Annotated in this window: 25 protein-coding genes; 7 read left to right on the forward strand and 18 right to left on the reverse strand. The window is 46.2% G+C overall.

Features of this window, described 5'->3' with window-relative positions:
• Nucleotides 1-2: 2 nt before the first annotated feature.
• The 3 genes from ICE94_RS00760 to ICE94_RS00770 are packed head-to-tail and all read right to left on the reverse strand — an operon-like array spanning nucleotide 3 to nucleotide 2,798.
• Entirely contained in the window at nucleotides 3-824 is an 822-nt protein-coding gene (locus ICE94_RS00760; RefSeq protein WP_216150811.1) for a TatD family hydrolase, read from the reverse strand.
• Nucleotides 825-835: 11 nt separating this feature from the next.
• Nucleotides 836-1,534, reverse strand: coding sequence for an ABC transporter ATP-binding protein (locus ICE94_RS00765; protein WP_216147433.1), 699 nt, complete (start codon nucleotides 1,532-1,534; stop codon nucleotides 836-838).
• Complete coding sequence (locus ICE94_RS00770) at nucleotides 1,527-2,798, reverse strand: lipoprotein-releasing ABC transporter permease subunit (protein ID WP_216147436.1); 1,272 nt, start codon at nucleotides 2,796-2,798, stop codon at nucleotides 1,527-1,529. Before ICE94_RS00770 ends, ICE94_RS00765 begins: the two co-directional genes overlap by 8 nt.
• Nucleotides 2,799-2,858: 60 nt before the next feature.
• On the opposite strand from ICE94_RS00770, the gene ICE94_RS00775 reads away from it, so the two are divergent.
• The 4 genes from ICE94_RS00775 to lysS all read left to right on the forward strand — a co-directional run bounded on the left by ICE94_RS00775 (nucleotide 2,859) and on the right by lysS (nucleotide 8,162).
• Entirely contained in the window at nucleotides 2,859-3,788 is a 930-nt protein-coding gene (locus tag ICE94_RS00775) for a hypothetical protein (protein ID WP_216147438.1), read from the forward strand.
• Nucleotides 3,785-5,509 carry a single-stranded-DNA-specific exonuclease RecJ gene (gene recJ, locus ICE94_RS00780; protein ID WP_216147441.1) on the forward strand — a complete coding sequence of 575 codons (1,725 nt, stop codon included), beginning with the start codon at nucleotides 3,785-3,787 and terminating at the stop codon, nucleotides 5,507-5,509. The genes ICE94_RS00775 and recJ overlap by 4 nt, the downstream gene beginning before the upstream one ends.
• 9 nt (nucleotides 5,510-5,518) lie before the next feature.
• Nucleotides 5,519-6,623, forward strand: a protein-coding gene (gene prfB / locus ICE94_RS00785; RefSeq protein ID WP_216147444.1) for a peptide chain release factor 2 whose coding sequence is annotated in 2 segments (ribosomal slippage) — nucleotides 5,519-5,599 and nucleotides 5,601-6,623 — 1,104 coding nt in all. Because the reading frame shifts where the segments join, the coding sequence is not laid out codon by codon here.
• Between the two features lie 12 nt (nucleotides 6,624-6,635).
• A complete protein-coding gene (lysS, locus tag ICE94_RS00790) occupies nucleotides 6,636-8,162 on the forward strand; it encodes a lysine--tRNA ligase (RefSeq protein WP_216147447.1) in 1,527 nt (508 codons plus the stop codon).
• A 72-nt stretch (nucleotides 8,163-8,234) separates the two neighbouring features.
• Here lysS and fdx read toward each other — a convergent pair whose 3' ends face one another.
• The 9 genes from fdx to uvrB all read right to left on the reverse strand — a co-directional run bounded on the left by fdx (nucleotide 8,235) and on the right by uvrB (nucleotide 17,794).
• The gene (fdx, locus tag ICE94_RS00795; protein WP_216147449.1) at nucleotides 8,235-8,573 is read right to left on the reverse strand and encodes an ISC system 2Fe-2S type ferredoxin; all 339 of its coding nucleotides are present in this window, start codon (nucleotides 8,571-8,573) and stop codon (nucleotides 8,235-8,237) included.
• A 9-nt stretch (nucleotides 8,574-8,582) separates the two neighbouring features.
• Complete coding sequence (hscA, locus tag ICE94_RS00800) at nucleotides 8,583-10,448, reverse strand: Fe-S protein assembly chaperone HscA (protein ID WP_216147452.1); 1,866 nt, start codon at nucleotides 10,446-10,448, stop codon at nucleotides 8,583-8,585.
• Nucleotide 10,449: 1 nt separating this feature from the next.
• Complete coding sequence (gene hscB, locus ICE94_RS00805) at nucleotides 10,450-10,971, reverse strand: Fe-S protein assembly co-chaperone HscB (RefSeq protein WP_370623763.1); 522 nt, start codon at nucleotides 10,969-10,971, stop codon at nucleotides 10,450-10,452.
• Nucleotides 10,949-11,272 (reverse strand): iron-sulfur cluster assembly protein IscA, encoded by a 324-nt coding sequence (gene iscA, locus ICE94_RS00810; protein ID WP_216147455.1) that lies wholly within the window; start codon nucleotides 11,270-11,272, stop codon nucleotides 10,949-10,951. The genes hscB and iscA overlap by 23 nt, the downstream gene beginning before the upstream one ends.
• Before the next feature lie 2 nt (nucleotides 11,273-11,274).
• Complete coding sequence (gene iscU, locus ICE94_RS00815) at nucleotides 11,275-11,658, reverse strand: Fe-S cluster assembly scaffold IscU (RefSeq protein WP_216147458.1); 384 nt, start codon at nucleotides 11,656-11,658, stop codon at nucleotides 11,275-11,277.
• 19 nt (nucleotides 11,659-11,677) lie between these two features.
• Nucleotides 11,678-12,898: an IscS subfamily cysteine desulfurase gene (locus tag ICE94_RS00820; RefSeq protein ID WP_216150815.1), complete on the reverse strand. Its 1,221-nt coding sequence runs from the start codon at nucleotides 12,896-12,898 to the stop codon at nucleotides 11,678-11,680.
• 38 nt (nucleotides 12,899-12,936) lie between these two features.
• Nucleotides 12,937-13,497 carry a Fe-S cluster assembly transcriptional regulator IscR gene (gene iscR / locus ICE94_RS00825; RefSeq protein WP_216147461.1) on the reverse strand — a complete coding sequence of 187 codons (561 nt, stop codon included), beginning with the start codon at nucleotides 13,495-13,497 and terminating at the stop codon, nucleotides 12,937-12,939.
• Between the two features lie 155 nt (nucleotides 13,498-13,652).
• Entirely contained in the window at nucleotides 13,653-15,689 is a 2,037-nt protein-coding gene (locus ICE94_RS00830; RefSeq protein WP_216147464.1) for a site-specific recombinase, read from the reverse strand.
• 5 nt (nucleotides 15,690-15,694) lie between these two features.
• Nucleotides 15,695-17,794: an excinuclease ABC subunit UvrB gene (uvrB, locus tag ICE94_RS00835; protein ID WP_255539043.1), complete on the reverse strand. Its 2,100-nt coding sequence runs from the start codon at nucleotides 17,792-17,794 to the stop codon at nucleotides 15,695-15,697.
• A 50-nt stretch (nucleotides 17,795-17,844) separates the two neighbouring features.
• On the opposite strand from uvrB, the gene ICE94_RS00840 reads away from it, so the two are divergent.
• The 3 genes from ICE94_RS00840 to rsxB all read left to right on the forward strand — a co-directional run bounded on the left by ICE94_RS00840 (nucleotide 17,845) and on the right by rsxB (nucleotide 21,252).
• Nucleotides 17,845-19,041 carry an amino acid aminotransferase gene (locus tag ICE94_RS00840; protein WP_216147470.1) on the forward strand — a complete coding sequence of 399 codons (1,197 nt, stop codon included), beginning with the start codon at nucleotides 17,845-17,847 and terminating at the stop codon, nucleotides 19,039-19,041.
• A gap of 216 nt (nucleotides 19,042-19,257) precedes the next feature.
• A complete protein-coding gene (locus tag ICE94_RS00845; RefSeq protein ID WP_216147472.1) occupies nucleotides 19,258-20,574 on the forward strand; it encodes a polyhydroxyalkanoate depolymerase in 1,317 nt (438 codons plus the stop codon).
• Nucleotides 20,575-21,252 (forward strand): electron transport complex subunit RsxB, encoded by a 678-nt coding sequence (gene rsxB / locus ICE94_RS00850; protein WP_216147475.1) that lies wholly within the window; start codon nucleotides 20,575-20,577, stop codon nucleotides 21,250-21,252. It abuts the gene before it with no gap.
• 9 nt (nucleotides 21,253-21,261) lie between these two features.
• On the opposite strand, the gene ICE94_RS00855 is transcribed toward rsxB, so the two are convergent.
• The 6 genes from ICE94_RS00855 to ICE94_RS00880 form a co-directional block, all read right to left on the reverse strand.
• Nucleotides 21,262-21,687, reverse strand: a complete 426-nt coding sequence (locus ICE94_RS00855; protein WP_216147477.1) for a DUF1841 family protein — start codon at nucleotides 21,685-21,687, stop codon at nucleotides 21,262-21,264.
• Nucleotides 21,687-22,328: an endonuclease III gene (nth, locus tag ICE94_RS00860; protein ID WP_216147480.1), complete on the reverse strand. Its 642-nt coding sequence runs from the start codon at nucleotides 22,326-22,328 to the stop codon at nucleotides 21,687-21,689. The genes ICE94_RS00855 and nth overlap by 1 nt, the downstream gene beginning before the upstream one ends.
• Nucleotides 22,325-22,750: an HIT family protein gene (locus ICE94_RS00865; protein WP_216147483.1), complete on the reverse strand. Its 426-nt coding sequence runs from the start codon at nucleotides 22,748-22,750 to the stop codon at nucleotides 22,325-22,327. Before ICE94_RS00865 ends, nth begins: the two co-directional genes overlap by 4 nt.
• Nucleotides 22,751-22,842: 92 nt before the next feature.
• Nucleotides 22,843-24,141 (reverse strand): isocitrate lyase, encoded by a 1,299-nt coding sequence (gene aceA / locus ICE94_RS00870; protein ID WP_216147486.1) that lies wholly within the window; start codon nucleotides 24,139-24,141, stop codon nucleotides 22,843-22,845.
• Nucleotides 24,142-24,374: 233 nt separating this feature from the next.
• On the reverse strand, nucleotides 24,375-24,869 hold the full coding sequence (rraA, locus tag ICE94_RS00875) for a ribonuclease E activity regulator RraA (RefSeq protein WP_216147489.1): 495 nt from the start codon (nucleotides 24,867-24,869) through the stop codon (nucleotides 24,375-24,377).
• A 26-nt stretch (nucleotides 24,870-24,895) separates the two neighbouring features.
• On the reverse strand, nucleotides 24,896-26,089 hold the full coding sequence (locus ICE94_RS00880) for an MFS transporter (protein WP_216147493.1): 1,194 nt from the start codon (nucleotides 26,087-26,089) through the stop codon (nucleotides 24,896-24,898).
• Nucleotides 26,090-26,118: the final 29 nt, after the last annotated feature.

Here is a 26,118-nt window from a genome sequence, read left to right on the forward strand (position 1 = left end):
ATCTAGAGTCCTAAAGAATGAATCAATTGCGCCCAACGCGGGATCACACGCAGGGCATTCTGTGCACAACGATGTTGCGTTTGACTGATTAAGCTGCCTCTTAACTCAGCTAACACTGCTGCTATTTCTGGTAGGTGCGAAGAATCATTGCGACGATTGTTACTCTGCGCCAACCAGACTGGGGGAATATCGGGCGCGTCCGTCTCTAAAACGATCGCATCATCAGGCAAATCTTTGGCCAACCGCCGAATCTGTAGAGCACGAGGATGAGTCATAGCCCCGCCAAAACCCAATACGAAATTGAGCTTCAGAAAATGATTGGCCTGGACAAAACTACCATTGAATGCATGAGCAATCCCACCTGTGATTTTTTTCTTACGCAAAGCACTGACAATCGCATCCTGCGAGCGTCTGACATGCAGAATCACTGGCAACTCAAATTCCTGAGCCAATTGCAATTGCCCCTCGAAAAACTGAGCTTGGTGATGGGTATCAAGCTCAGGTAAAAAATAATCTAAACCAATTTCACCAATACCAACAAAACGTGGGTCATCAAGAGCATCTCTAATCGCTTCTCTTAGAGTTTTCAAATCACTAAGTTCTGATTGAGGTGTAAAGATGGGGTGGATACCCAGCGTGTAACAAGTAGCTGGTAGCTCACTAGATACCTGATGAGCCAACTCTTTCACTGCTTGAAAGTCACTCACACTCACTGCCGGAATTAATACACCGTGCACACCAACTGCTTTTGCATGAGCCACAACCTCCTGTAGATCAGATTGAAACTCAGGTGCATCGAGATGGCAATGTGTATCTAGCAACAATGCCATCGTCTCTATGACTCCTCTAAAACGCCATGATTTAGCTTCAGAACACGATCACAACGCGCAGCACGCAAAGGATCATGCGTCACAATCACAAATGCGGTCTTATATTTTTCCGCTAAATTCATCATCAAGTCAAACACTCGATCTGCCGAATCCGCATCCAAATTACCCGTAGGCTCATCTGCTAAAACGCATGAAGGTCTGGTCACCAAGGCGCGTGCCACAGCAACGCGCTGACGTTCCCCTCCCGATAGAGCCGCGGGGCGATGATCTGCGCGCGACGATAGACCGACTGCATCTAATATTTCACGCGCACACTCTTGAGCTAAGGGCTTAGCCATGCCGCGGATCCGTAAAGGCATAGCCACATTATCTAAAGCCGAAAATTCCGCTAACAGATGATGAAATTGGTAAATAAACCCCAACTGCTGATTACGTAACTCATTGAGTTGTTGAGGGCTTGCATGACTTAAGCAAACATCACCAACATAAACCTCACCTGCACTCGCTGGGTCAAGCCCCGCCAATATGTGTAATAGAGTACTCTTACCCGAACCCGATGCCCCTATGATGGCTAATTTCTCCGCGGGCTTGACAGCAATCGAGACATCATTGAGGACTTGAACAGTATGAGCTCCCTCACCATACACCTTAGAAAGATGGTGAGCCTGAAGAACCGCTGCTTGTGCCATATTTGAATTACTCATAACGCAAAGCCGTCGCCGGATCCATTCGTGCAGCTCGCCAACTAGGATATAAAGTCGCAAGCAATGCCAAAATAAAAGCCATCACCCCAACCTGAATTACATCGTTAGTACGCACATCCGATGGTAAAGATGAGATGAAATAAATATCTCGGGGAATGAACTGAACTTTAAAGATACCCTCAATAGTCGGTACGATGACATCAATATTCAAACCAATCAATAGACCAAGAAGAACTCCACCTAGGGTACCTAAGGCTCCGATCAAGAATCCTTGAAAAAGAAAGATTCTTTGAATAAGGCCCGCACTCGCTCCCATTGTCCTCAAAATAGCTATATCACCCCGCTTATCAGTCACGGTCATGACTAGGGTTGAAACTAAATTAAAAGCGGCAACTGCAATAATCAGCGTCAAAATAATAAACATCATGCGCTTTTCGGTTTGCACAGCGGCAAACCAGTTTTTATTTTGGCGCGTCCAATCTTTGACCCATAAACCTGGGAGCTTTTGACTTAACTGGTCAGCCACTTGAGGCGCCTTTTGCATATCGTCCAACTTGATCCTCAAGCCTGAGGGACCATCCAATCGCAAAAGGACTGCAGCGTCACGAAAATGGACTAAAGCCAAGGTGCTATCAAACTCATAATGTCCACTGTCAATAATGCCGATTAATTTGAATGCACGCATCCGCGGCGTAGCCCCCGCAGGATTGATATCCCCTTCAGGAACCATCACTGTGATCTTGTCACCTAAGCGAACTCCCAAAATAGCGGCCATCTCAGCGCCGATGACCATCCCAAATTCACCCGGACGTAAATCTTCTATCTGGCCTTGAATGAAATGTTGGGGGATATCTGATACCTGAGCCTCACTTTGCGGGTCAACACCTCTGAGCATCACGCCGCGCATCGAATCTGCGTAGGTGATCAGTGACTGAGACATCACCATGGGGGCCACACCTGTGACGTGCTTTTCTTTTTTTAAAGTCTGGGCTAGCGGTTGCCAATCCCCCAAACCCGCTGGTGCATGAATCTCAACATGAGAAAGGACCGACAGCATCCGATCGCGCACTTCTTTCTGAAAACCATTCATGACTGACAGCACCACAATCAGTGCAGCCACACCCAAGGCGATACCCACCATAGAAACAGAGGAAATGAAAGATAAGAATCCATCTTTAGAGCCTGCTTCACGGCGTTTAGCACCCTTGCGACGCGCTACTGTATAGCGCCACGCGATTTCAAATTCAATAGGCCAATTACGCATATACTGAAGTTTAGTCTGAACCCTAGCAGTACCGCAAAACTGCCCATAAAATCATTCCTTATGTTTTACACGCTCGCCCTTCTACCCGACAGTCACTCAGAAGAGTTAATGCGTGGGTTACCCTTGGAATTCTTTCTCTACGGGCCCAAACGTTGCCATGCGGTGAGCGAGGTTTTTAGCATCCTCCCCGACTGCTCTCAAGAAAAAACTTATGCGCGTCTAGATTGGGTCCACATCCACGCTGCCAGGGATCATTTGGTGCTGACCGATCCGAAGTTATTGGACATCCAAGACCATGAAAGTACGGCTCTCCTATCCAGCGTACAAGATATCTTGTCTGAAATAGGTCCCTGTGTATTCCAGGATAGCCATCACGCTCTCATAGAGACTCCTGCATTACGCACGCTGGATACGGTCACAATCGCTCAAGCACAGGATCGCAATATTGATTTTTGGATGCCCCAAGACACGAGCGAGCCAGGGGTTGCACGCCTATGGCGCAGATGGCAAAACGAGATTCAAATGATCTGGTTTAACCATCCTGTCAACCTTAAAAGACAGAGTGAAGGCTTATTACCCATTAATTCAGTGTGGATCAGCGGCATTGGCCAACACAGTGATCTAAAACCCCATCCTAGTCTATTAAGAGCGCAAACCCTACACGATCCTCACCGCCCTTTCGATGAACTTCTCTTACCTCCCATCAATCAGCGCCCCTTGGTCAAGGATGTTTTACTCAGCCCCACTGAATTAGCTCAATCGATAAGTTTGCTCAATCCCGCCGAGGCAGATACTGAAAAGCAATGGCAAATTGCATGCCAGGCTCTCCAAGACGGATTAATTGAATCGATTCAGATTATCGATTTAAGTCAGCAAGATTTACCTGAAAAAATGATTCAATGGTCTGATCTACCGCAGCGTAAGTCCTGGGCCTTCTGGCAGAAAAAAAACTTATCACTGCATGATGTCATCCATGGAGGCGAGGCATGAAATTCGTGGCCCGAGAACCTCACGAAGCATCGCTGCTTGAACTCTGTCGGGCGGGAGTTCATCCGGTATTAGCCCGCTTATGGAGTGCACGCGGTATTCGGTCTGCCCAAGAGACTGAACTCGATCTCAAACATCTACTACCACCGAACACGCTACTCAATTGCAATCGTGGAGCTAGCTACTTACTGAAAGCACTGCGTGAGCAGAAAAAACTACTCATCGTTGCGGATTACGATTGTGATGGCGCCACAGCCTGTGCAGTTGGAATAAGAGGACTTAAAGAATTAGGCGCACCATTGAATGTTCATGTCGATTACCTAGTTCCCAATCGTTTTACGATGGGCTATGGTCTCACCCCTGAAGTGGTAGAACAGGCAGCAGGACTGGCTATTCGACCAGACATCTTAATCACAGTCGATAACGGCATCGCTAGCCACAGTGGCATTGAATATGCCCATCAATTGGGTATGGAAGTACTTGTGACCGATCATCACCTGCCGGGTGATAGCCTACCTCCTGCTTTGATTATCAATCCCAATCAACCCGAGTGCCCCTTTGCTAGTAAAGCTTTAGCAGGTGTAGGCGTCATGTTTTATTTATTAATTGCACTGCGTAGCTTGATGCGCGAGGAAGGTTTTTTCACAAAAGAAAATCAGCCGCGCCTAGAAAAATTACTCGACTTAGTAGCTCTAGGAACCGTGGCCGATGTCGCCAGCCTTGATCGAAACAATAGAATTTTTGTGCATCACGGCATTAAACGAATTCGTGAGCATCAAATGCAATCAGGAATCAAAGCCCTTTATCAAGTAGCGGGTCGCGACCCCAGTCAAGCGACTGCATTTGATTTAGGCTTTACATTGGGCCCTAGACTGAATGCAGCAGGACGATTGGCAGATATGTCTTTGGGTATTCGTTGCCTACTCAGTGATGACCCCCAAGAATCACTCGCCCTGGCTCAAGAATTAGATCGCATGAATCGTGAGCGGCGTCATATTGAAGCCGATATGCAAAATGATGCATGGGAAGACCTACAAAGCATCGATGCAACACGAAACAGTATCTCTTTAATGAATGAATCTTGGCATCAAGGGGTGATTGGTATTGTTGCCTCACGTATCAAAGAACGCTTCTACCGCCCCACCATTATTTTTGCCCCCGGTGAAGATCAGGGCCAGCCTATTCTGAAAGGCTCAGGCCGCTCGATCGTAGGCTTTCATCTACGTGATGCACTCGATATGGTTGCTAAACGCCACCCCCATTTGATTCTTAAATTTGGTGGTCATGCTATGGCTGCAGGTCTGAGTATTCCCACACATGCCTGGGAAGATTTTCAGACGGCCTTTGAAAAGGTGGCCCAGGAGCTTCTTAACGAGGACTTACTCGCCAGGCAATTACATCATGATGGTTGTTTACAAGATGACGAAATAAGCCCAGCCTTGGCCGACTTATTGAGACAACAGGTATGGGGGCAAGGTTTCGCACAACCTGTATTCATCGGTGACTTTGAGGTCATTAGTCAAAGCCTAGTACAAGATAAACACCTCAGAGTTCAAGTTAGATCACTGACTGAGCCCCATGCAAAAGTATGGGGCGGCATCTGGTTTGGCCGAACTCAAAGCCTTGAGCGTGAATCCCGCCTGGCTTACCGTCTTGCCTATGATGAATTTGGCGGAACCCCTCGCGCACAATTACATATCGAAGCCTGTGAGGAGGTCGTATAATGTGCCCCCATGGAAGCCGAACAACTCAATCTCATCTCTAAGACCCTCGAAGACCTGCAATCCCGCACGCAAGAACTTCGGAGGTATCTTTGACGTCGACAATAAAGCAGAACGCCTTGTCGAAGTGAATCAAACCCTAGAAGATCCGAAAATTTGGGATGACCCCAAACAAGCTCAAGCTCTAGGTAAAGAAAAAAAATTATTAGATGGTGTCGTCGGCAGCATCAATGCTCTAACTGACAATTTGGCCGCTAGCATTGAACTGCTGGAGATGGCTAAAGAAGAAGCAGACGTCGATACGATCTTATCGATTGAAGCCGACACTGCTAGCATGCGCGAACAGGTTGAAGGCCTCGAGTTCCGTCGCATGTTTAGCAATGAAATGGATCCCTGTTCATGCTTTTTAGATATACAGGCAGGTGCCGGCGGTACAGAAGCTTGCGATTGGGCGAGCATGCTATTACGTCAATATCTACGCTATTGCGAACGTAAGGGTTTTAAAGCTGAAGTCTTAGAAGTCTCAGATGGTGATGTAGCAGGTATTAAAAGCGCAACCTTAAAAATTGACGGTGAATACGCTTATGGCCATTTACGTACAGAAACTGGCGTTCACCGCCTTGTACGCAAATCACCTTTTGACTCAGCCAATGGTCGCCACACCTCATTCACCAGCGTATTTGTCTACCCAGAGGTCGATGACTCCATTGAAATTGATATCAATCCAGCGGATATTCGCACCGATACCTATCGCGCTTCAGGTGCGGGTGGTCAGCATATCAATAAGACAGACTCTGCGGTACGACTGACTCATATCCCAACAGGAATCGTCGTGCAATGCCAAAACGATCGCAGCCAACACCGTAACCGTGCTGAAGCGATGTCGATGCTGAAGTCTCGTTTATACGAACATGAACTTCGCAAGCGCCAAGCAGAACAGGATAAATTAGAGGCGAGCAAAACCGATGTGGGCTGGGGTCATCAGATTCGCTCATATGTTCTAGACCAAAGTCGCATTAAAGATTTACGTACGAACGTCGAGATTTCCAATACGCAAAAAGTATTGGATGGCGATCTTGATGCATTTATTGAAGCCAGCCTGAAACAAGGCGTATAAACTGAGTAAACCATGAGCCAAGATTCTTCCCTACCGATTGATGAAAATCACATCATTGCTGAACGTCGCGAAAAATTAGCCCAACTCCGTTCACACGGTGTTCCTTACCCTAACGACTTTGTACCTAGCCATCATGCGGCTGATCTTCATGCGCATTATGGAGAGCTCAGCAAAGAGCAACTTGCTGAAAAGAATATCCAAGTCAAAATGGCGGGTCGCATGATGCTCAAACGCGTCATGGGTAAGGCGAGCTTTGCTACCATCCAAGATCACAGCGGTCAGATTCAGTTTTACATTAATGACGAAGGTGTTGGCGATCAAACTCACCAAGCTTTTAAACATTGGGACATGGGCGACTTCATTGCTGCTGAAGGTGTTTTATTCAAGACTAATAAAGGTGAACTTTCGGTCCAATGTCGCAATTTACGTCTGCTCGCTAAATCTCTGCGTCCCCTACCTGATAAATTTCACGGCCTGACCGATCATGAATTGAAATATCGTCAACGCTATGTTGATTTGATTGTGTCACCCGATACACGTCAAACCTTTTTGGCGCGTAGCAAAGCCATGGCATCGATTCGCCGTCATATGCAAGATGCGGGTTTTATGGAAGTAGAAACCCCCATGCTACATCCGATTCCCGGTGGCGCAGCAGCTAAACCTTTCATTACCCACCATAATGCTCTTGATATGCAAATGTTCTTGCGTATTGCGCCAGAACTGTACTTGAAGCGCCTGATTGTCGGTGGTTTCGAACGTGTCTTTGAAATCAACCGCAACTTCCGTAACGAAGGGGTGAGCCCACGTCACAATCCAGAATTTACGATGATGGAATTCTATGCCGCTTATACCAATTATCAGTGGTTGATGAATTTCACAGAAGAAATCATTCGCGCAGCCGCCATCGATGCTCAAGGAACGGCGGTTCTTACTTACCAAGGTAAAGCACTGGATTTGTCGAAACCTTTCCAGCGCTTAACCATCGCCCAAGCGATTCTGAAATACGCACCACTCTCTAAAAAGAACTACGATGCAGCGCAATTAGAAGATGCTGCGTTTATTCGTGCGGAGTTAAAAAAAGCTGGTGAAAATATTGAGGGTCCCACTCTCAAGAATGCAGGCCTAGGGGCATTGCAACTAGCGCTGTTTGAGGTATGCGCTGAGGAACATCTTTGGGAACCCACCTACATTATTGATTACCCAATCGAGGTTTCTCCACTGGCGCGTGAATCCGATACTCGCCCAGGCATCACAGAACGATTTGAACTATTCATTACCGGGCGAGAAATTGCTAATGGTTTCTCAGAGCTAAATGACCCTGAAGATCAGGCCTCGCGTTTTAAGAAACAGGTTGAACAAAAGGAAGCGGGCGATGAAGAGGCTATGTACTACGATGCTGACTTTATCCGTGCACTGGAGTATGGCATGCCTCCTACTGGCGGTTGCGGTATCGGCATAGACCGCCTCATGATGCTCATTACCGACTCACCGAATATCCGCGATGTGATTCTTTTCCCACATATGCGTAAAGAAGACTAATCTCGATGATTGCGGTAGAACGCTCAATAAAAAAGGCACTCCCATGAGTGCCTTTTTTATATACGAATGCGCTTAATGGTTTTCTTTTGCATGGTTAATGGAATACTTAGGTATTTCCACCACCAAATTAGTTTTAGCAACAATTGCTTGGCAGGATAAACGTGACTGTGGTGTCAAACCCCATGCACGGTCGAGCAAGTCATCCTCATCCTCATCAGCAGGGTTCAAGCTTGCACCACCTTCACGCACAATCACGTGACAAGTAGTACACGCGCATGACATATCGCAGGCATGCTCAATCTCAATATCATTCTCTAACAGAGCTTCGCAAATAGATGTGCCCGGTGTAGCCTCAATAACCGCGCCTTCAGGGCAATATTCTGCATGCGGCAATATCACAATCTGTGTCATAGTTGTCCTTTAAATTTCTTCTACTTTTTTACCAGCGAGGGCTTTTTTAATACTTTCATTCATGCGTCGCGCCGCAAAATCATCCGTGGCTTTCGATAAAGACTCCACTGATTTACGCACCACCTGAGCATCCTTAGCCGTTTGCACAAGTTCATGTAATGCCTGTGCTTTTCTCTGAATGACTTCTCTTTCATCGTCTTGTAAAAGATGACCGTCTTCCAGAATCGCCGCCTCAATCGCCTCAAGCAGTCGCTGAGCATCGACCAACTCTTCTCTTAGAGCGCGCGCTTGCATATCGTTGGCTGCGTGGCTGAAGCTATCTTGCAGCATTTGCGTAATATCTTGATCTGATAAACCATAGGAAGGCTTCACTGCAATCTGTGCCTCAACACCACTACCCTGCTCTCTAGCAGTCACGGATAGCAAGCCGTCGGCATCGACCTGGTAGGTCACTCGAATTCTGGCTGCGCCTGCCACCATCGGTGGAATACCTCTTAACTCAAACTTAGCCAAGGAACGGCAGTCATCGACTACCTCACGCTCTCCTTGAAGCACATGAATGACCATAGCCGTTTGGCCATCCTTAAATGTCGTGAAATCTTGAGCTCTAGCGACTGGAATCGGGGTATTGCGAGGAATAATTTTCTCAACCAAGCCTCCCATAGTCTCAACCCCTAATGACAGAGGAATAACATCTAGCAGCAACCATTCATCACCACTTACCTTATTGCCAGCTAGGAGATCGGCCTGCATGGCTGCCCCCATAGCCACAACTTGATCAGGATCTAAATTAGTCAAAGGTGTTTGGCCAAAAAGTTCACCCACTGAACGTTGTACATGTGGCATGCGCGTGGCACCGCCCACCATTACAACCCCCTTGACTTCATCAACCGTTAAAGCGGCGTCACGCAAGGCTTTTTTTGCCGCTAAGAGCGTTTTATTGACTAAATGTTGAGTCAACTCAAAAAATTGAGCCTGACTAACGCCAATATTAATCACTTGACCATCGCTTAAGGTCGCATGAATCCGCGCGAGCGGCTTCTTACTGAGCTGTTCTTTTGCTTCTTTTGCAGCCATCAACAATGCACGATTATCTTTATCAGAGAGTAACTGCAGTTTGGCTTGCTCCAAAACCCAACAATACAAACGATGGTCAAAATCATCGCCACCTAAGGCTGAGTCACCGCCAGTTGCCAAGACTTCAAAGACACCTTTAGATAAACGCAAAATTGAAATATCAAAAGTACCACCACCCAAGTCATACACTGCATAAATACCCTCGGCGGCCTGATCAAGCCCATAGGCAATCGCAGCCGCAGTAGGCTCATTCAGAAGTCTTAATACTTCAATACCCGCTAGCTTGGCAGCATCTTTAGTAGCTTGGCGTTGCGCATCATCAAAATAGGCAGGTACCGTAATGACCGCACCGACAATGTCATCATTAAAGCTATCTTCAGCACGCTGCCTTAAGCGCGCGAGAATTTCTGCTGACACCTCTACAGGACTTTTGTCACCGCAGACAGTTTTGATCTTCAGCATGCCTGGCGTATCAATAAACTCATACGGCAAAGACTCAAAATGCGCTACATCTTTCAAGCCCCTTCCCATGAAGCGCTTGGCCGAAATAATCGTATTCTTAGGATCCCCACTGGCATTACGCAAAGCCTCATAACCGGCCTGTGTCGCACCTCCCTTGAGATAACGGACCACCGAAGGAAGCAATTGACGACCTTGCTCATCAGGCAAGACCTCGGGCAGCGCATTACGCATCGCGGCAACCAGTGAGTTGGTTGTACCTAAATCTATTCCGATAGCAATCCTTCTTTGATGAGGCGCTAAGGATTGGCCTGGTTCTGCAATTTGTAATAAAGCCATATTAAGCTGCCATCGCTTCTTCTAGTTCTTCTGTGAACTTTTCAACGAACAAGAGTGCTCTGAGGTGTTTTGCGGCTTCTGTATAGTTGTGCGCCACATCCATGGTCTCCTCCACCTGATGCAATAGTCTTGTGCGTGCTTCATTCACCTCTTTATAAAGTATCTCTAGTTGTGTGGTATCGCTACCAGCTTCTTCTAAGGCCTCTCGCCAGGCCATCTGTTGCATCAAAAACTCTGTAGGCATCGCAGTATTTGTCTCCAACTGAGGATCAATACCATGCAAATCACACAGATACAGACCACGACTGATCGGCTGCTTCAGAGTCCGGTATGCAGTGTTCACTAAGGTAGCCATCTGCATGGATGCTCTCTTTTGCGCATCACTAGCACTTGCATGCTTATCAGGATGCACCTCTTTTTGAACCGCTAAATAAGCGGCTTCTAAAGCCTCACGTTGAATCTTGAACGCTGGCGTTAAATCAAACAGGGCAAAGTAATTATCAAACCCTGAAAGATTCGCCACAGCCACACTCGTCTTTCACATTCGGGTTTTGGAATTTAAAGCCTTCATTTAAACCCTCACGTGCATAATCCAACTCAGTACCATCTAGATAAGCCAAACTCTTGGGGTCAACAAAAATTTTGACTCCTGAAGATTCAAACATGACATCTTCAGCTGCAGCCTCATCGACATACTCGAGCTGATAAGCTAAACCCGAACAACCGGTAGTGCGCACTCCTAAGCGTAAACCCAAGCCCTTGCCGCGCTTTTCAAGATTACGCAAAACATGGCGGGCCGCTTTTTCGGTAACTGTGATGGCCATAATTATTTTGCGTGCTTTTCTTTGTAATCCTGCACTGCGGCTTTAATTGCATCTTCAGCCAAAATTGAACAGTGAATTTTCACAGGTGGCAAAGCCAGCTCTTCGGCAATTTGTGCATTTTTGATTTCAAGAGCTTGATCTAAAGTTTTACCCTTGACCCACTCAGTCACCAAAGATGAGGAGGCAATCGCAGAGCCACAACCATAGGTCTTAAATTTTGCATCTTCGATCACACCTTGATCGTTGACACGAATCTGCAATTTCATCACATCACCGCAGGCGGGTGCACCCACCATACCTGTGCCTACATGATCATCACCTTTATCAAATGAGCCCACATTACGTGGATTTTCATAATGATCAATTACTTTATCGCTATATGCCATGACTCACTCCTTCATTCACTTAGTGGGCAGCCCACTGAATCGTATTTAAATCGATACCGTCTTTGTACATCTCCCAAAGCGGCGATAGTTCTCTTAATTTGGCAATCTTGCCTTTGACTAATTCAATTGTGAAATCGACTTCAGCCTCGGTCGTAAAACGGCCGATACTAAAACGAATCGAGCTATGCGCTAACTCATCATTACGTCCTAAAGAACGCAAGACATACGATGGCTCTAAAGAGGCTGAAGTACAGGCAGAACCCGATGAAATCGCCACATCTTTTAATGCCATGATCATGGATTCGCCCTCAACATAATTAAAACTCACATTGAGGTTGTGCGGTACGCGATCGTCCATGTCGCCATTGAGGTAAACCTCTTCTATTTCACTTAAACCCTTCCAAAGGCGGTCGCGCAGCATGCGGATCCGCTCGTTCTCTGTTGCCATCTCCTCACGGGCAATTCTGAAACATTCGCCCATACCCACAATTTGATGCGTCGCCAGGGTTCCTGAACGCATGCCACGCTCATGACCACCACCGTGCATTTGCGCTTCAATACGTACGCGTGGTTTACGACGTACAAATAAAGCACCGATACCTTTTGGCCCATACGTTTTATGGGCTGAAAAACTCATCAAATCCACCTTGAGTTTTTCCAAATCAATGACTACCTTACCCGTTGCCTGTGCTGCATCTACGTGGAAGATGATGCCCTTTTCACGACAAAATTCACCGATTCTAGGAATGTCCTGAATCACACCAATTTCATTGTTCACAAACATGACAGAAACAACAATCGTGTCTGGGCGTACGCTTTGCTTAAAGACTTCAAAGTCAATCAAACCGTTTGGCAAAACATCTAAATAGGTCACCTCATAACCTTCGCGCTCTAGCTCACGGCAGGTGTCTAAGGTGGCTTTATGCTCTGTCTTCACAGTAATGATGTGGCGACCTTTCTCTTTATAAAAATGAGCCGCACCCTTAATCGCTAAATTATTACTTTCTGTGGCACCACTAGTCCAAACGATTTCGCGAGGATCTGCATTGACCAATTTCGCAACCTCAGCGCGGGCGTTTTCCACAGCCTCTTCCGCACTCCAACCATAGGCATGGCTTCGTGATGCGGGATTACCAAACTGCTCGCGCAAATAGGGAATCATGACATCCACAACTCGTGGATCAACTGGCGTGGTGGCCGAATAGTCCATATAAATAGGAAAGTGCTTCGGACTAAACATAGGAACTGGTTTTACTGCTGACATAACTATCCTTCGAATTAATTCAATTGCTGGGCAAATGTAAATACTGAGTTAGCAAGTGGCTTTTTCGGCTCTTCTTTTTTGCTTGCAACAGTTGTGTTTGTTTTTTGATTTTTACTCTGCTCTGACTTAGTACGCATTTCACGTAAATCTGTCAGCACGACTCGACCTTCTTGCTGCTTGACCAAATCAGCCACTGTGACTGAACTCAAATACTCGACCATTTTTTGATTCAAGCTAGCCCACAGATCATGGGTCATACAACGACCGCCATCCTCACCATGACAATTCCCTTTTCCACCACATTGAGTCGCATCTAAGGGTTCATCAACAGCAATAATGATGTCGGCGACAGTAATCTGATCGGCCTTTCTGGCTAAGGTGTAACCACCCCCAGGACCGCGTGTGCTCTCGACAATATCAAAGCGTCGCAACTTACCAAAAAGTTGCTCTAGATATGACAAGGAAATATGTTGGCGTTGGCTAATACCGGCCAATGTGACTGGTCCATGGGCTTCGCGCAATGCCAAATCAATCATGGCAGTGACTGCAAAACGACCTTTAGTTGTGAGTCTCATGTCTACCCTTTCGGTTGGTTGGACTATTTAATACCCGACTACTTTATTCAACTATACAACTATCCTGAGTTTTTTGCTCAGGTACTAGACACAAATAAAGGGGGTAACTTCTACCCCCATTTCCCGGCATAACTTTATTAGACTAATAAATTCAATTACTTAGAAGGGATAAACAGACTTCTTGGTTGAGTCTTAACCCTCTTCCAAACAGCAGTATAAAGCCGCTTTCTGTCTAAGGCAGGAAGGTCTCTTGAACGTAGAGCCATCTGAAAAGCAAACCAAAAACTGACAATCACATTAATGAAGCCGATCAGGAAAATACCCAAAATACCTAACCAAAAAGCCCCCATGGCGAACACTTTCCAACCCAAAGCAATACTTGCAGCCGCAAAGGCGCCTGCTGATAGAGTGACATGTCGAATTTCCATACCAATCCCTAAAAATCCGAGGAAGGTTGGACCATAAATCAATAAGAAAGCCAAAGACACGTTGGCGGCAACAACCGCTACATTTTCCTTCCACCATAGCGCCCAACGCTCGGCTCTGAAGCTGCCAAAAACAATCCCTAAGCGTCGGTTATAACGAATCACATCTTGGATACGATGCAGCACAAACCAGTTATCCACTAAGCCTGCAATCAAACTAGATAACCAGAGTAATAGGCCTGTAAAGGCTGCATAAATCCAAATCCCACTAAAAGGCGAGACCGTGGCTAAAACTGACATCGCTTTCGTATCAGATATCGATGGCTTTTGTATCAACAAAATAATCGCCACTTGAATCACGATCGCAACGGGCACGACCATGAGGACGTTACCTAAGATCGACGCTGTTTGAGAACGCACCAAGGCGATAGTCCGATCGACAAAGCGCTCCAATCCTGGGTCTTGGTCTACATCATCGAGTAACTGTGCAAGTGCTGGAGCAGTCATAGCTGGCTGCTTAGTGGCTAAGGTAAAGCTCGCAAATTGAATAATCAAGAAGCTAGTCGCGTAGTTGAGCGCTAAGAATAAATTCTCAAAGAAGCGCACCATACCCAGGCTGGCAATCAAAAACTTCAGGTAAACCGTACCGCCAATAACAGCACCACCCCCCAAAGATTTTTTAAACATGGCCAGATAGGTTCGGCGCGTATCTGCAATGTAGTGCTCACCTGTTTCTGCGCTACGTTCAACGACTTTTCTAGATAACAAAGCCAAAGATTGCTCAGCTAAACGTCGCACACTTCGGCGACCTTGTACGGTGAGAATCAAATCAGCACTCAAGTGACTATAATTTTGCGCCTGATCTCGATACATCCAAGTATTCAACAGGAGCTCAATACGCGCCAAACGTAAACGCATCGTTTCAACTTGGAAAACGGTATCAACTGCAACACCATTCTCATCCAGATGCGCATAGACATCATCACAAGCGATATAACAACGATCAATCACCGCTTTCAGCTCTGCCAAAGTACTATTGAAGCTCGGGCTAGCAATACGTGAGGCATCACTCAATAAGTCCTTTGCCAAATCTCGCAAAAGATAAAAGGCAGAACCCTGCCCACTCGCCTCACGAATACGTGTTCGCACTGAGTAACTTAATCCAGCCGCCTCCACATAACTAATTAAGATATGAATGGCATCGGCAATATCTTGATAAATACGATACTGCCCCTGGGGCTCTTCCTGATAGTGAAACAGGGCTTGCAAATTGAGCAATGTCTGCTGGTCTAAGGTATAGACCCAATCCGCATCCTTAGACCCCACAAAACCTAGAGAAAAAAGAACAGATAGTTCAGGCTGATTCGGCGGTGCGGCAATAAAACGTTGACGTATGCGCTCAAACATCTCTGACCAAAAGGTGGGCTTACTCACCACACCGGTATCACACAATAATGAGAGCGCATCGTTATCACGCAAAACACTGCGTAGTAATTTTGCAATGGCCAACTTTGCATCTGGCTTTTGCTCTAGTAACTGCAACAAACCTTTGAGGCGTACATGCTCAGGATGGCTTAATGAGTCATTATTGATGCCCTTTTTGTCTTTGCTACGCAGCCAATAGAGCAACTCTATAACCCACTGATTACGCTCGACTAGAGGAGCATCTTCGGCCGGGATTTGCAAGAGCGCATCCAATGCTAATGAAGCATCACGCGACGCCTGCCAACGCGTTACTAAACGTCGTATATCTTTAATACCTAACATATTCCCTACCCTAAACCACTGACCGAATCATGCAAATTGGCACCGAAGGCTAACTCCCTCAGCTTGAGCAATTGATCACGCATCGCTGCCGCTTTTTCAAACTCAAGATTCTTTGCATGCTCATTCATGGCTTTTTCAAGTTGTTTGAGTTCTTTGGCCAATTGCTTCTCACTCATATCTTCATAACGAGCTTTTTCTTGCTCCAACTGAAGCTCTTGGCGCTTATCGTTGACATCATAAACCCCATCGATGATGTCTTTAATACGTTTTTGTACACCTTTTGGCGTGATACCATGAATCTGATTGAATTCTAACTGCTTAGCTCGTCTGCGCTCGGTCTCACTAATAGCGCGCTTCATGGAGTCCGTCATCTTATCCGCATACAAAATAGCAGTGCCGTTGACGTTTCTTGCGGCTCGGCCAATGGTCTGAATCAAACTGCGCTCGGCACGCAAAAATCCCTCTTTATCAGCGTCCAAAATTGCAACGAGAGAGACTTCTGGAATATCTAAACCTTCACGTAATAAATTGATGCCAATTAAGACATCAAAAACACCTAAACGTAAATCACGAATAATTTCCACGCGCTCAACCGTATCGATATCGGAGTGCAAATAGCGCACTTTAACGCCATGATCAGACATAAATTCACTGAGTTGTTCAGCCATACGTTTTGTCAAAGTGGTAACTAATACTCGCTCACCGACCTGAATACGCTCACGGACCTCAGACATTAAATCATCGACCTGAGTAGTGGCAGGTTTAATCACAATGATCGGGTCTACCAATCCGGTGGGTCTAACCACTTGCTCAACGACCTGATCCGCTTTCTTATTTTCATAATCCGCAGGAGTTGCTGAAACAAATACTACTTGCCTCATCTTCTTTTCAAACTCAGCAAACTTCAAGGGTCGGTTATCCATCGCTGAAGGTAAACGGAACCCATACTCAACCAGCGTTTCTTTACGAGCACGATCGCCGTTATACATCCCATTGAGCTGCCCAATCAAAACATGACTCTCATCCAAAAACATCAGGGCATCCGGGGGTAAATAGTCGACCAAGGTCGGTGGAGCCTCTCCAGGCTTAGCTCCCGATAAATGTCGAGAATAGTTTTCGATACCCTTGCAAAACCCTAACTCCGAGAGCATCTCTAAATCAAAGCGAGTTCGCTGTTCTAAGCGCTGAGCCTCTACTAACTTCCCGCCCTTCACAAAGTAATCAAGACGTTCTCGCAACTCGAGCTTAATGGACTCAATCGCTTTCAGCACAGTCTCGCGAGGGGTGACGTAATGCGAGCCTGGATAAATCGTGAATCTCGGAATACGCTGCCTAATCTTGCCTGTCAGGGGATCAAAAAACTGCAGGCTATCGACCTCATCATCAAATAACTCCACACGGACAGCTAATTCGTTGTGTTCGGCAGGAAAGATATCAATCACATCACCCCGCACACGAAATGTACCTCGCGTAAAGTCAATCTCATTACGCTCATACTGCATCGCAATCAGACGCGCGACGATATCTCTTTGTGCAAGTCGATCACCCTGCCGAAGTGTCAGCACCATTTGATGATAGTCACCCGGATTACCAATACCGTAAATAGCAGACACGGTGGCAACAATAATGGTATCTCTGCGCTCTAACAGACTCTTTGTGGCTGATAGGCGCATTTGTTCTATGTGCTCGTTAATTGAAGAATCTTTTTCAATGAATAAGTCGCGCGTCGGCACATAAGCTTCTGGCTGATAGTAATCGTAGTAACTGACGAAATACTCCACAGCATTTTGTGGAAAGAACTCCCTGAATTCACTATACAGCTGGGCCGCGAGTGTTTTGTTAGGTGCAAACACAATTGCAGGACGACCCAAGCGGGCAATCGTGTTCGCCATGGTGTAGGTCTTACCAGACCCCGTCACTCCCAAGAGGGTTTGATACATCAAACCGGATTCAATACCCTCAACCAAACCTTCAATCGCTTGGGGTTGATCGCCGGCCGGTGGAAAAGGTTGATGCAACAAAAATGGTGAGCCAGGAAATTGCAATAAATTTGCAGGCTTTTCTTCTGTTGTTGATTTTGTCGTTTTTGGGGTATTTTTTGCCATCTCAGCTATCATTCTAGGCTTGCTAGTATTTTCTTACATATTTCTATCCTATGAGCCTATTTGCAAACGTTGAATTAGCCCCTCGCGATCCTATTTTGGGTCTGAATGAAGCCTTTAATGCCGATACACGCGCCACGAAAGTTAATCTTGGTGTGGGTGTGTATTTCACAGACGAAGGAAAAATCCCTTTACTTCGTGCTGTAGCCGCTGCTGAGAAAAGCATGATGGAAAAACCCAGTCCTCGTGGTTACTTAGCCATTGAAGGTATTGCTGCCTATAACCAAGGCGTACAAAATCTGCTCTTTGGCAAAGATTCTGAAATCATTCAAGCTGGACGTGTCGTCACTGCTCAAGCAGTTGGTGGTACGGGTGCATTGAAGATTGGTGCTGATTTTATTAAGCGTCTCGAAGCGAATGCTGTCGTGGCCATCAGCGATCCTAGTTGGGAAAATCATCGCGCCCTATTTGAGTCTGCCGGCTTTAAAGTCGTGAACTACACCTACTATGATCCACAAACCCGTGGCGTCAACTTTGCTGGAATGGTAGCGTCTCTTGAGGCACTGCCAGCACGATCCGTTGTTGTTTTACATGCCTGTTGCCACAATCCTACCGGAGCTGATTTAACTGCTGCCCAATGGCAAGAGATTGTTGCCCTATGCCAAAAGAAAGATCTGATTCCCTTCTTAGATATGGCTTACCAAGGTTTTGCCGATGGGATTGATCCTGATGGTGCGGCAGTCAGACGCTTTGCTCAATCAGGCTTGTCCTTCTTTGTCTCAAGTTCTTTCTCTAAGTCATTCTCCTTATATGGGGAGCGTGTCGGCGCCTTGTCTATCATCACAGGCAATAAAGATGAGTCCACACGCGTATTGTCACAACTCAAGCGTGTGATTCGCACCAACTACTCTAATCCAGCCACCCATGGCGGTACCGTAGTGGCCACAGTATTGAATAACCCTGAGCTGCGTGCGATGTGGGAGACTGAATTAGGCGAAATGCGCGATCGCATCAAATTAATGCGCAATACTTTGGTGAAAAAGTTAGCCGAGGCAGGTGCCAAGCGCGACTTTGAGTTTGTCAATCAACAGCGTGGCATGTTCTCTTATTCAGGCCTCAATGCTGATCAAGTCGAGAAACTGAAAACAGATTACGGCATCTATGCAGTCTCAACCGGTCGTATCTGCGTGGCAGCCCTCAATAGCAAAAATATTGATGCTGTAGCCAAAGCGATAGCTGCAGTTCTCTAAGCGGTGTCATCAAATTGAAACAAAGCCCCTGCGGGGGCTTTTTTCATGTAAAAGTGAGGCCTTATAAGAGGGGCTGAACTATTTTGTTGCATTGCACAAAAAAATCTCCGCAAATCCTTCCAATCGACATATAATGTCTAATCAGTTGTTTTTTATAACTATTAAGTTATTGATTTATAAAGTAATTTAATTATTCATTGGTTTGGAGAGTAAAGGATGTTGTATCAAATTCAGGAGTTTCAACGAGCCCTGCTGCAACCTCTCACCGCTTGGGCACAAGCCACTGCCAAAACCTTCGTTAATCCTAGCAACCCCCTCTCCCTACTCCCGAATGCGCCACGTATCGCCGCAGGCTACGAGTTGCTCTATCGCTTGGGAAAAGAATACGAAAAGCCAGAATTCGGCATTAAGACCGTAAAAGCACATGGCAAGGATGTCGCCATCAACGAGTTCACCGTGGTGGAAAAGCCCTTCTGTAAATTGATTCGCTTCAAGCGTTTTTCAGATGATGTTGAGGTCATCAAAAAGTTAAAAGCAGACCCGGTTGTTCTGATCGTAGCGCCACTGTCTGGTCACTACGCGACCCTATTACGCGATACCGTGCGTACGATGTTGCAAAACCATAAGGTCTATATCACCGACTGGACTGATGCTCGCGTAGTCCCCATGGAAGATGGCATCTTCCATCTCGATGACTATGTTCATTACGTACAAGATTTCATTCGCGAAATTGGTGCAGACAATTTACATTTAATTTCTGTTTGCCAACCCACCGTTCCTGTACTAGGGGCTGTTTCGCTGATGGCATCTAATGGAGAAAAAACACCGCGCTCTATGACCATGATGGGAGGACCCATTGATGCCCGTAAGAGCCCAACTATGGTGAACTCGACAGCGACGAATAAGTCCTATGAGTGGTTTGAAAATAATGTGATCTATACCGTGCCACCACCCCATCCAGGGGCCGGCCGTAAGGTTTATCCAGGTTTTCTACAACATGCTGGCTTTGTCGCCATGAATCCCGACCGACACCTTCAGTCTCACTGGGATTACTTCTTGAACTTAGTTCAAGGCGATAAAGAAGATGCCCAAGCTCATATTGAGTTTTATGATGAATACAACGCCGTGCTTGATATGGATGCGGCCTATTATCTAGAAACCATCAAGACGGTATTCCAAGAGTTTGCTCTACCTACTGGCAAGTGGGTGGTTGGCGGACAACTGGTTAAACCACAGGATATTAAAACTACAGCATTACTCACTGTCGAAGGTGAACTTGACGATATATCTGGCTCAGGACAAACACGAGCCGCTCACCAGCTCTGTAAAAATATTCCTGAAAGTAAAAAAATGCACTTCGAGGCCAAAGGTGCAGGTCACTACGGTATTTTTTCAGGGCGTCGCTGGCGTGAAATGGTTTACCCACAAATCAGCGCATTCATCCGCTCACAAGATGGTGCTAAGACAGCCGGTAAAACAAGCACACGTCAGACCAGCAAAAAGACTGTGGCTCGCAAAACCCGTCGTGCATAAATGAGCGAAGGTCAAAAACTCGTTGACCTTCTACATCGTGCACTACCCCAAACACAGTGCACGAAGTGTGGCTATCCTGACTGTCGAGCTTACGCGCAAGCCTTAGCTGATCATGAAGCTCTTCATAATCAATGTCCACCTGGTGGTGCTGAAGGTATTACTCGCTTAGCAAAGATTTTGGGTCGGGAAGACCTGAGCCTCAATCCTGCGAATGGCATAGAACGACCCCGTCCTGTTGCTTGGATTAATCCCAAAGAATGTATTGGTTGCACACTCTGTATTCAGGCATGTCCTGTAGATGCCATTATTGGGGCTTCTAAACAAATGCATGTAGTGTTAGAAGATTGGTGTACAGGCTGTGATTTATGTGTACCTCCCTGCCCCGTTGATTGCATCACCATGAAACCCATCACGGGTGAGCAGACGGGTTGGGATGCATGGACAAATACTCAAGCAGACGCTTCATTAGAACGTTATGAGCTACGTAAAAAACGCTTACTGCGTGAGGAAGCCGATAATCAAGCACGCCTAGCGAAGAAAGCTCAAGCCAAACTCAAAGAACTCTCTGTCGATCAAGAAGATCCTATCGCTCAAGCTGACGCTGAGCGTAAACGAGCAATCATTGCTGCTGCGATTGCAAGAGCACAAGCACAACTCAAAAAAGACCCACCAAACTAGAACCTTGGATTACAAGAGACGCCTAAGCGCTTCTTGATAGGCCATCAAGTCAGGTGGCGTCCCTTGCCGCTGGGCCTGCCATAGAATTTGACCCAGGCATTCCATGATTTGATGTTGCGCTTGATGCTCTGAATCGAGTCGAGCTGCTAGCTCATGAGCAATCCCGCGTATCCCTGAGGGCTGATCAATCTGAATTTGTTCCGAGATCGATAAATGCATAGCCAAATGTAAAAAAGGATTTGTTTGACCCTGCTCAGGAGAAAATTCACTCGACTTGGCGAGCTCCACATCCCCTAATAAAGCGTGATATTCAGGGTGCTCTATCATCCAACGTGCAGCAATCGACTCCAATGGAGTCAAAATGTCGTGTTGCAGATGCTTTCTCCAAGCCTGACAAAAAAAATCACGAACCTCATCTTTACTCGGATTGAACATCAAGTCCCCTGCCTATTTTTTTGCTTATACCGACATAATGGCTCGACAATACACTGATAGCAAAGCGGTTGTCGGGCCTTGCAAATGTAACGTCCGTGAAGAATTAACCAATGATGAGCATCCACTAAATACTCTGTAGGCACCCTTTTTAATAATGCTTTTTCAACTGCCAAGACAGTTTTACCAGGAGCTAAGCCGGTTCGATTAGATACTCTAAAGATATGCGTATCTACAGCCATAGTCGCTTGTCCAAAGGCGGTATTCAGTATCACATTAGCGGTCTTACGGCCCACTCCCGGTAAAGCCTCTAAGGCTTCTCGCTCTTGAGGAACAACACCCTGATATTGTTCTAAAAGAATGCGGCAGGTAGCAATCAAATGCTTGGCCTTTGTTTTAAATAAGCCAATATGGCGAATATAAGGAATCAACCCCTCTTCACCCAAAGCAAGAATTTGCTCAGGTGTATTAGCAACAGGAAACAATTGTCGTGTCGCTTTATTAACTGAAATATCTGTAGCCTGAGCTGATAAAAGTACCGCCGCTAGCAACTCAAAAGGAGTGCTGTACTCTAATTCAGTACTTGGCTTGGGATTATTGCTTTTTAATGCGGCAAAAAAAGCGCGGCGTTGACTTTCATTCATGATGCCAAAATAGTTTGTAAGCGCTTTTTAAGTTGGGGTAAGCGCTCCTGAAGTAATTGCAAATGCTTTGAATCACTAGCGCGTTGCGGGGCACTCCATGGAGAGCCTGGAAAATAAATATCTGCCTGATAACGAGGTACAACATGCCAATGCAAATGGGGCACCATATTGCCTAAGCTCGCCAAATTGATTTTCTCCGGCTGCATGACCTCACGAATCACCTCTTCAACCTGATGCAGAACTGTCCAAAGCATATTTCGTTCTTCTTGGCTTAAATCTGACATCTCAGCAATATGCTTTTGCCAAATGATTCGACAAAATCCTGGCAACTCTGGCTCATCAGAAAAAATGATACGCAGCCATTCATTCTGAGCAACCAACTCACCGCCGACTTCAAGGCATAAAGGACAAGGTTTATTCATAGTCATATTGTCTAACAATTTGAACGTATCCATGAAAAAGCCCGGCTTGTGGCCGGGCTCTTAACTTCTGGTGGATAACCAGAATGATGATCTTAGTGGAACTGCTCTTCTTCTGTAGAACCAGTCAAAGCAGTCACCGATGAGTTACCACCTTGGATGACTGTTGTAACGTCGTCAAAGTAACCTGTACCCACTTCTTGCTGGTGAGATACGAATGTATAACCACGATCACGGGCAGCAAACTCAGGCTCTTGAACTTTCTCAACATAGGCAGACATACCACGTGCAACATAGTCTTGAGCCAAGTCAAACATGTTGTACCACATAGAGTGAATACCGGCCAAAGTGATGAACTGGTATTTGTAACCCATAGCACCCAACTCACGCTGGAACTTGGCGATGGTTGCATCGTCCAAGTTTTTCTTCCAGTTAAAGGATGGTGAACAGTTATAGGCCAACATCTTACCGGGGTGCTTCTTATGAACGGCTTCAGCGAACTTGCGAGCGAACTCTAAGTCAGGTGTGCCTGTCTCACACCAGACCAAGTCAGCGTACTCAGCATAGGCCACCGCACGAGAAATTGCCTGCTCAAGACCTTTCTTAGTCTTATAGAAACCTTCTGCAGTGCGCTCACCCGTCAAAAATGGCTTGTCGTTTTCATCATAGTCTGAGGTCAACAAATCAGCTGCTTCAGCATCCGTACGTGCAATCACCAAAGTAGGAACACCACAGACGTCAGCTGCCATGCGGGCTGCCACTAATTTCTGCACCGCTTCTTGAGTGGGCACCAAAACCTTACCACCCATGTGACCACACTTCTTCACAGAAGCCAATTGATCTTCCCAGTGAACACCTGCCGCACCTGAACGAATCATCGCTTTCATTAATTCAAAAGCATTCAACACGCCACCAAAACCAGCTTCAGCGTCAGCCACAATCGGAGCAAAGTAATCAATGTAACCTTTATCACCCTTTTCGATACCCTTAGAGTGTTGAATCTCGTCGGCACGACGGAAAGAGTTATTGATACGCTCAACGACTGTCGGTACAGAATTCACTGGATATAAAGATTGATCAGGGTACATCGCTGCATAACTATTGTTATCAGCGGCAACCTGCCAACCTGATAAATAAATAGCCTTGATACCTGCTTTAACCTGTTGCATCGCTTGGCCACCAGTCAATGCACCCAAACAGTTAACATAAGGTTCATTGTTAACCAAGTTCCAGAGCTTCTCTGCACCGCGACGCGCTACTGTGTGCTCGATCGGAAAAGAGCCACGCAAACGCACCACATCAGCGGCGGTATAGCCACGCTTAATACCTTTCCAGCGTGGGTTGGTGTCCCAATCCTTTTGTAATGCGTCGATTTCTTGTTGACGTGTTGACATATTTCTCTCCCTTTCATGACAAATTAAAACTCTTAAACAAGACCTTTATTTCTATTTCCTTAGTCTTGTGTCTTATATAAGAGTTTATGTATTTGTGATGGACTATGCAAGAAAAATATAGAAAAGCTATCTTGTATTTTTATTTAATAAAATCAATGGTTAATAAAATATATTTCACATTACGGTAAGGAAATTCATCAGCCGCAATGCGATGCAACATTTAAGAAAATACATTAAACGAGTGGCTTTCTAGCAACCAAGACGCCATCCTCATCCGCATAGATCATCTCGCCTGGTCGCACCATCACCCCTGCAATATCGACTTGTAAATCACGCTCCCCGACATTGCGCTTCACGCTCTTTTGAGGGTGCGCCGCCAAAGCACGAATACCTACTTGTGCTTGAGCCAACTCTAGGGTGTCTCTAACACAGCCATACACCAGAATCCCAGCCCATCCATTCTTTTGCGCTAAGACCCCTAAATTGCCACCCACGAGGGCGCAGCGCGTTGAGCCACCGCCATCAATGACCAAGACTCGTCCTTGACCCGCTTCGTCTAATATGGTTCTTACCCAGGTGTTATCTTCAAACACCTTGAGTGTTACAGCAGGGCCTGAGAATTGGCTCAAACCACCGTAAGCTTTAAATATCGGCGGCAAAACACGTAACTCGCCACGCGCAATGAAGTCTTCGTTTGCGTCACAAATATCTGTTGTTGCAAAAGTCATTTTCCACATCCCTCTTCGATTGATTTTTATCGAGGTGTATTTTCGCCGACTTGATACGCTGTGAGCAATGAGGCCAGTAAAAAAGCTGCAATCACAAAAAATAGCGTTGAGGTCAATTGCCAATCCATCAAGAGACCAAAGAGCCAGGGGCCCAAAGCTAAACCTGAGTCTAAACCTGAATACACAATGCCAAAAACACGACCCGAGGCTTCTTTAGGTGTGGCCGCGCGAATCATTAAGTCACGCGAAGGTCCAGCAATCCCGACACAAAAACCCATTAAGGTAAATAGCGTCAGAATCATGGCGCTCGGTATTAATAAACTCCCAATCAAAATCGATATGGCGCCACCGGTAGCAAAGCCATAGCCAATGATACGGTCAGGACGTTTATAACGAGTCACAACATAGCCCCCAAGCACCATTCCCAGGGCGCTAGCGAGCATATACGTAGAATACGCTGTGGTTGTAATAGCTAGAGGTAATTCATAAAGTAACTGCATGGCCGTAGGCACAAAGCTCTGCACCCCACTCAAAGCCATCGCATTCAAAAAAAAGAAGGCCCAACAAAACCAAACCGCTGGCAACTTCAAGAAACTAAATGATAGGCGGGTATTTTGTTTTTTGATCTCTGCTTCTTCAATTCTTTGTTCTTGCGTACCTCGCAAGGTGTCACGTCGCCAAATAAGAAGCAGAAGAATGAATGTAGCTAGAGCAGCTGCCACCCATAAGGCAGTACGCCAATCAGCCAAGGTGGTGATACTAACTAATAGAGCGGGCGATGCTGCCCAACCGAGAGCTCCTGACACTCCATGCATCGAGTAGGCATAAGCAATTCGAGTAGAACTCACGCGCCGATTAATGAGTGTGTAATCGGCCGGGTGAAATACACCATTACCTAAACCAGCAAGGCTAGCTCCCATAAGCAAAGTCCAATAGCCTTGAGCTTGAGATAAGAGTACTGCAGATACTGCTAAAGTCCCCACACCAAAAAAAAGAACTCTTAAGGGACCAGATCGATCAACCCAAAAACCCGCTAAAGCCTGCATGACGGTTGAAACAATAAAAAAAACAGTCATCAGCAAGCCAAGCTCTGCATAGCTCAAATTGAATTCAACTTTGAGCCAGGGAAATAGCGGGGCAAGGATTAAATGATAAAAATGCGAAGTGCCGTGTGCAACACTAATTAAAGATATAACTTCGGCATCACGACGTAAGGACATCGCACGATATTACTACTACTTCGATCCAA

It is taken from the genome of Polynucleobacter sp. MWH-Loch1C5, from assembly GCF_018881775.1.
GTDB lineage: Bacteria > Pseudomonadota > Gammaproteobacteria > Burkholderiales > Burkholderiaceae > Polynucleobacter.

What these genes read in the sequence shown, in the direction of transcription:
- ICE94_RS00770 (WP_216147436.1), bottom strand. Translation starts at nt 2,798, where the DNA reads ATGCGTAATTGGCCTATTGAATTTGAAATCGCGTGGCGCTATACAGTA.
- ICE94_RS00840 (WP_216147470.1), top strand. Translation starts at nt 17,845, where the DNA reads ATGAGCCTATTTGCAAACGTTGAATTAGCCCCTCGCGATCCTATTTTG.
- ICE94_RS00830 (WP_216147464.1), bottom strand. Translation starts at nt 15,689, where the DNA reads ATGTTAGGTATTAAAGATATACGACGTTTAGTAACGCGTTGGCAGGCG.
- ICE94_RS00845 (WP_216147472.1), top strand. Translation starts at nt 19,258, where the DNA reads ATGTTGTATCAAATTCAGGAGTTTCAACGAGCCCTGCTGCAACCTCTC.
- rraA (WP_216147489.1), bottom strand. Translation starts at nt 24,869, where the DNA reads ATGACTTTTGCAACAACAGATATTTGTGACGCAAACGAAGACTTCATT.
- lysS (WP_216147447.1), top strand. Translation starts at nt 6,636, where the DNA reads ATGAGCCAAGATTCTTCCCTACCGATTGATGAAAATCACATCATTGCT.
- iscA (WP_216147455.1), bottom strand. Translation starts at nt 11,272, where the DNA reads ATGGCCATCACAGTTACCGAAAAAGCGGCCCGCCATGTTTTGCGTAAT.
- nth (WP_216147480.1), bottom strand. Translation starts at nt 22,328, where the DNA reads ATGAATGAAAGTCAACGCCGCGCTTTTTTTGCCGCATTAAAAAGCAAT.
- uvrB (WP_255539043.1), bottom strand. Translation starts at nt 17,794, where the DNA reads ATGGCAAAAAATACCCCAAAAACGACAAAATCAACAACAGAAGAAAAG.
- iscU (WP_216147458.1), bottom strand. Translation starts at nt 11,658, where the DNA reads ATGGCATATAGCGATAAAGTAATTGATCATTATGAAAATCCACGTAAT.
- recJ (WP_216147441.1), top strand. Translation starts at nt 3,785, where the DNA reads ATGAAATTCGTGGCCCGAGAACCTCACGAAGCATCGCTGCTTGAACTC.
- ICE94_RS00855 (WP_216147477.1), bottom strand. Translation starts at nt 21,687, where the DNA reads ATGTTCAATCCGAGTAAAGATGAGGTTCGTGATTTTTTTTGTCAGGCT.
- ICE94_RS00820 (WP_216150815.1), bottom strand. Translation starts at nt 12,898, where the DNA reads ATGTTTAGTCCGAAGCACTTTCCTATTTATATGGACTATTCGGCCACC.
- fdx (WP_216147449.1), bottom strand. Translation starts at nt 8,573, where the DNA reads ATGACACAGATTGTGATATTGCCGCATGCAGAATATTGCCCTGAAGGC.
- ICE94_RS00775 (WP_216147438.1), top strand. Translation starts at nt 2,859, where the DNA reads ATGTTTTACACGCTCGCCCTTCTACCCGACAGTCACTCAGAAGAGTTA.
- ICE94_RS00880 (WP_216147493.1), bottom strand. Translation starts at nt 26,089, where the DNA reads ATGTCCTTACGTCGTGATGCCGAAGTTATATCTTTAATTAGTGTTGCA.
- hscA (WP_216147452.1), bottom strand. Translation starts at nt 10,448, where the DNA reads ATGGCTTTATTACAAATTGCAGAACCAGGCCAATCCTTAGCGCCTCAT.
- rsxB (WP_216147475.1), top strand. Translation starts at nt 20,575, where the DNA reads ATGAGCGAAGGTCAAAAACTCGTTGACCTTCTACATCGTGCACTACCC.
- ICE94_RS00865 (WP_216147483.1), bottom strand. Translation starts at nt 22,750, where the DNA reads ATGAATAAACCTTGTCCTTTATGCCTTGAAGTCGGCGGTGAGTTGGTT.
- ICE94_RS00765 (WP_216147433.1), bottom strand. Translation starts at nt 1,534, where the DNA reads ATGAGTAATTCAAATATGGCACAAGCAGCGGTTCTTCAGGCTCACCAT.
- iscR (WP_216147461.1), bottom strand. Translation starts at nt 13,497, where the DNA reads ATGAGACTCACAACTAAAGGTCGTTTTGCAGTCACTGCCATGATTGAT.
- aceA (WP_216147486.1), bottom strand. Translation starts at nt 24,141, where the DNA reads ATGTCAACACGTCAACAAGAAATCGACGCATTACAAAAGGATTGGGAC.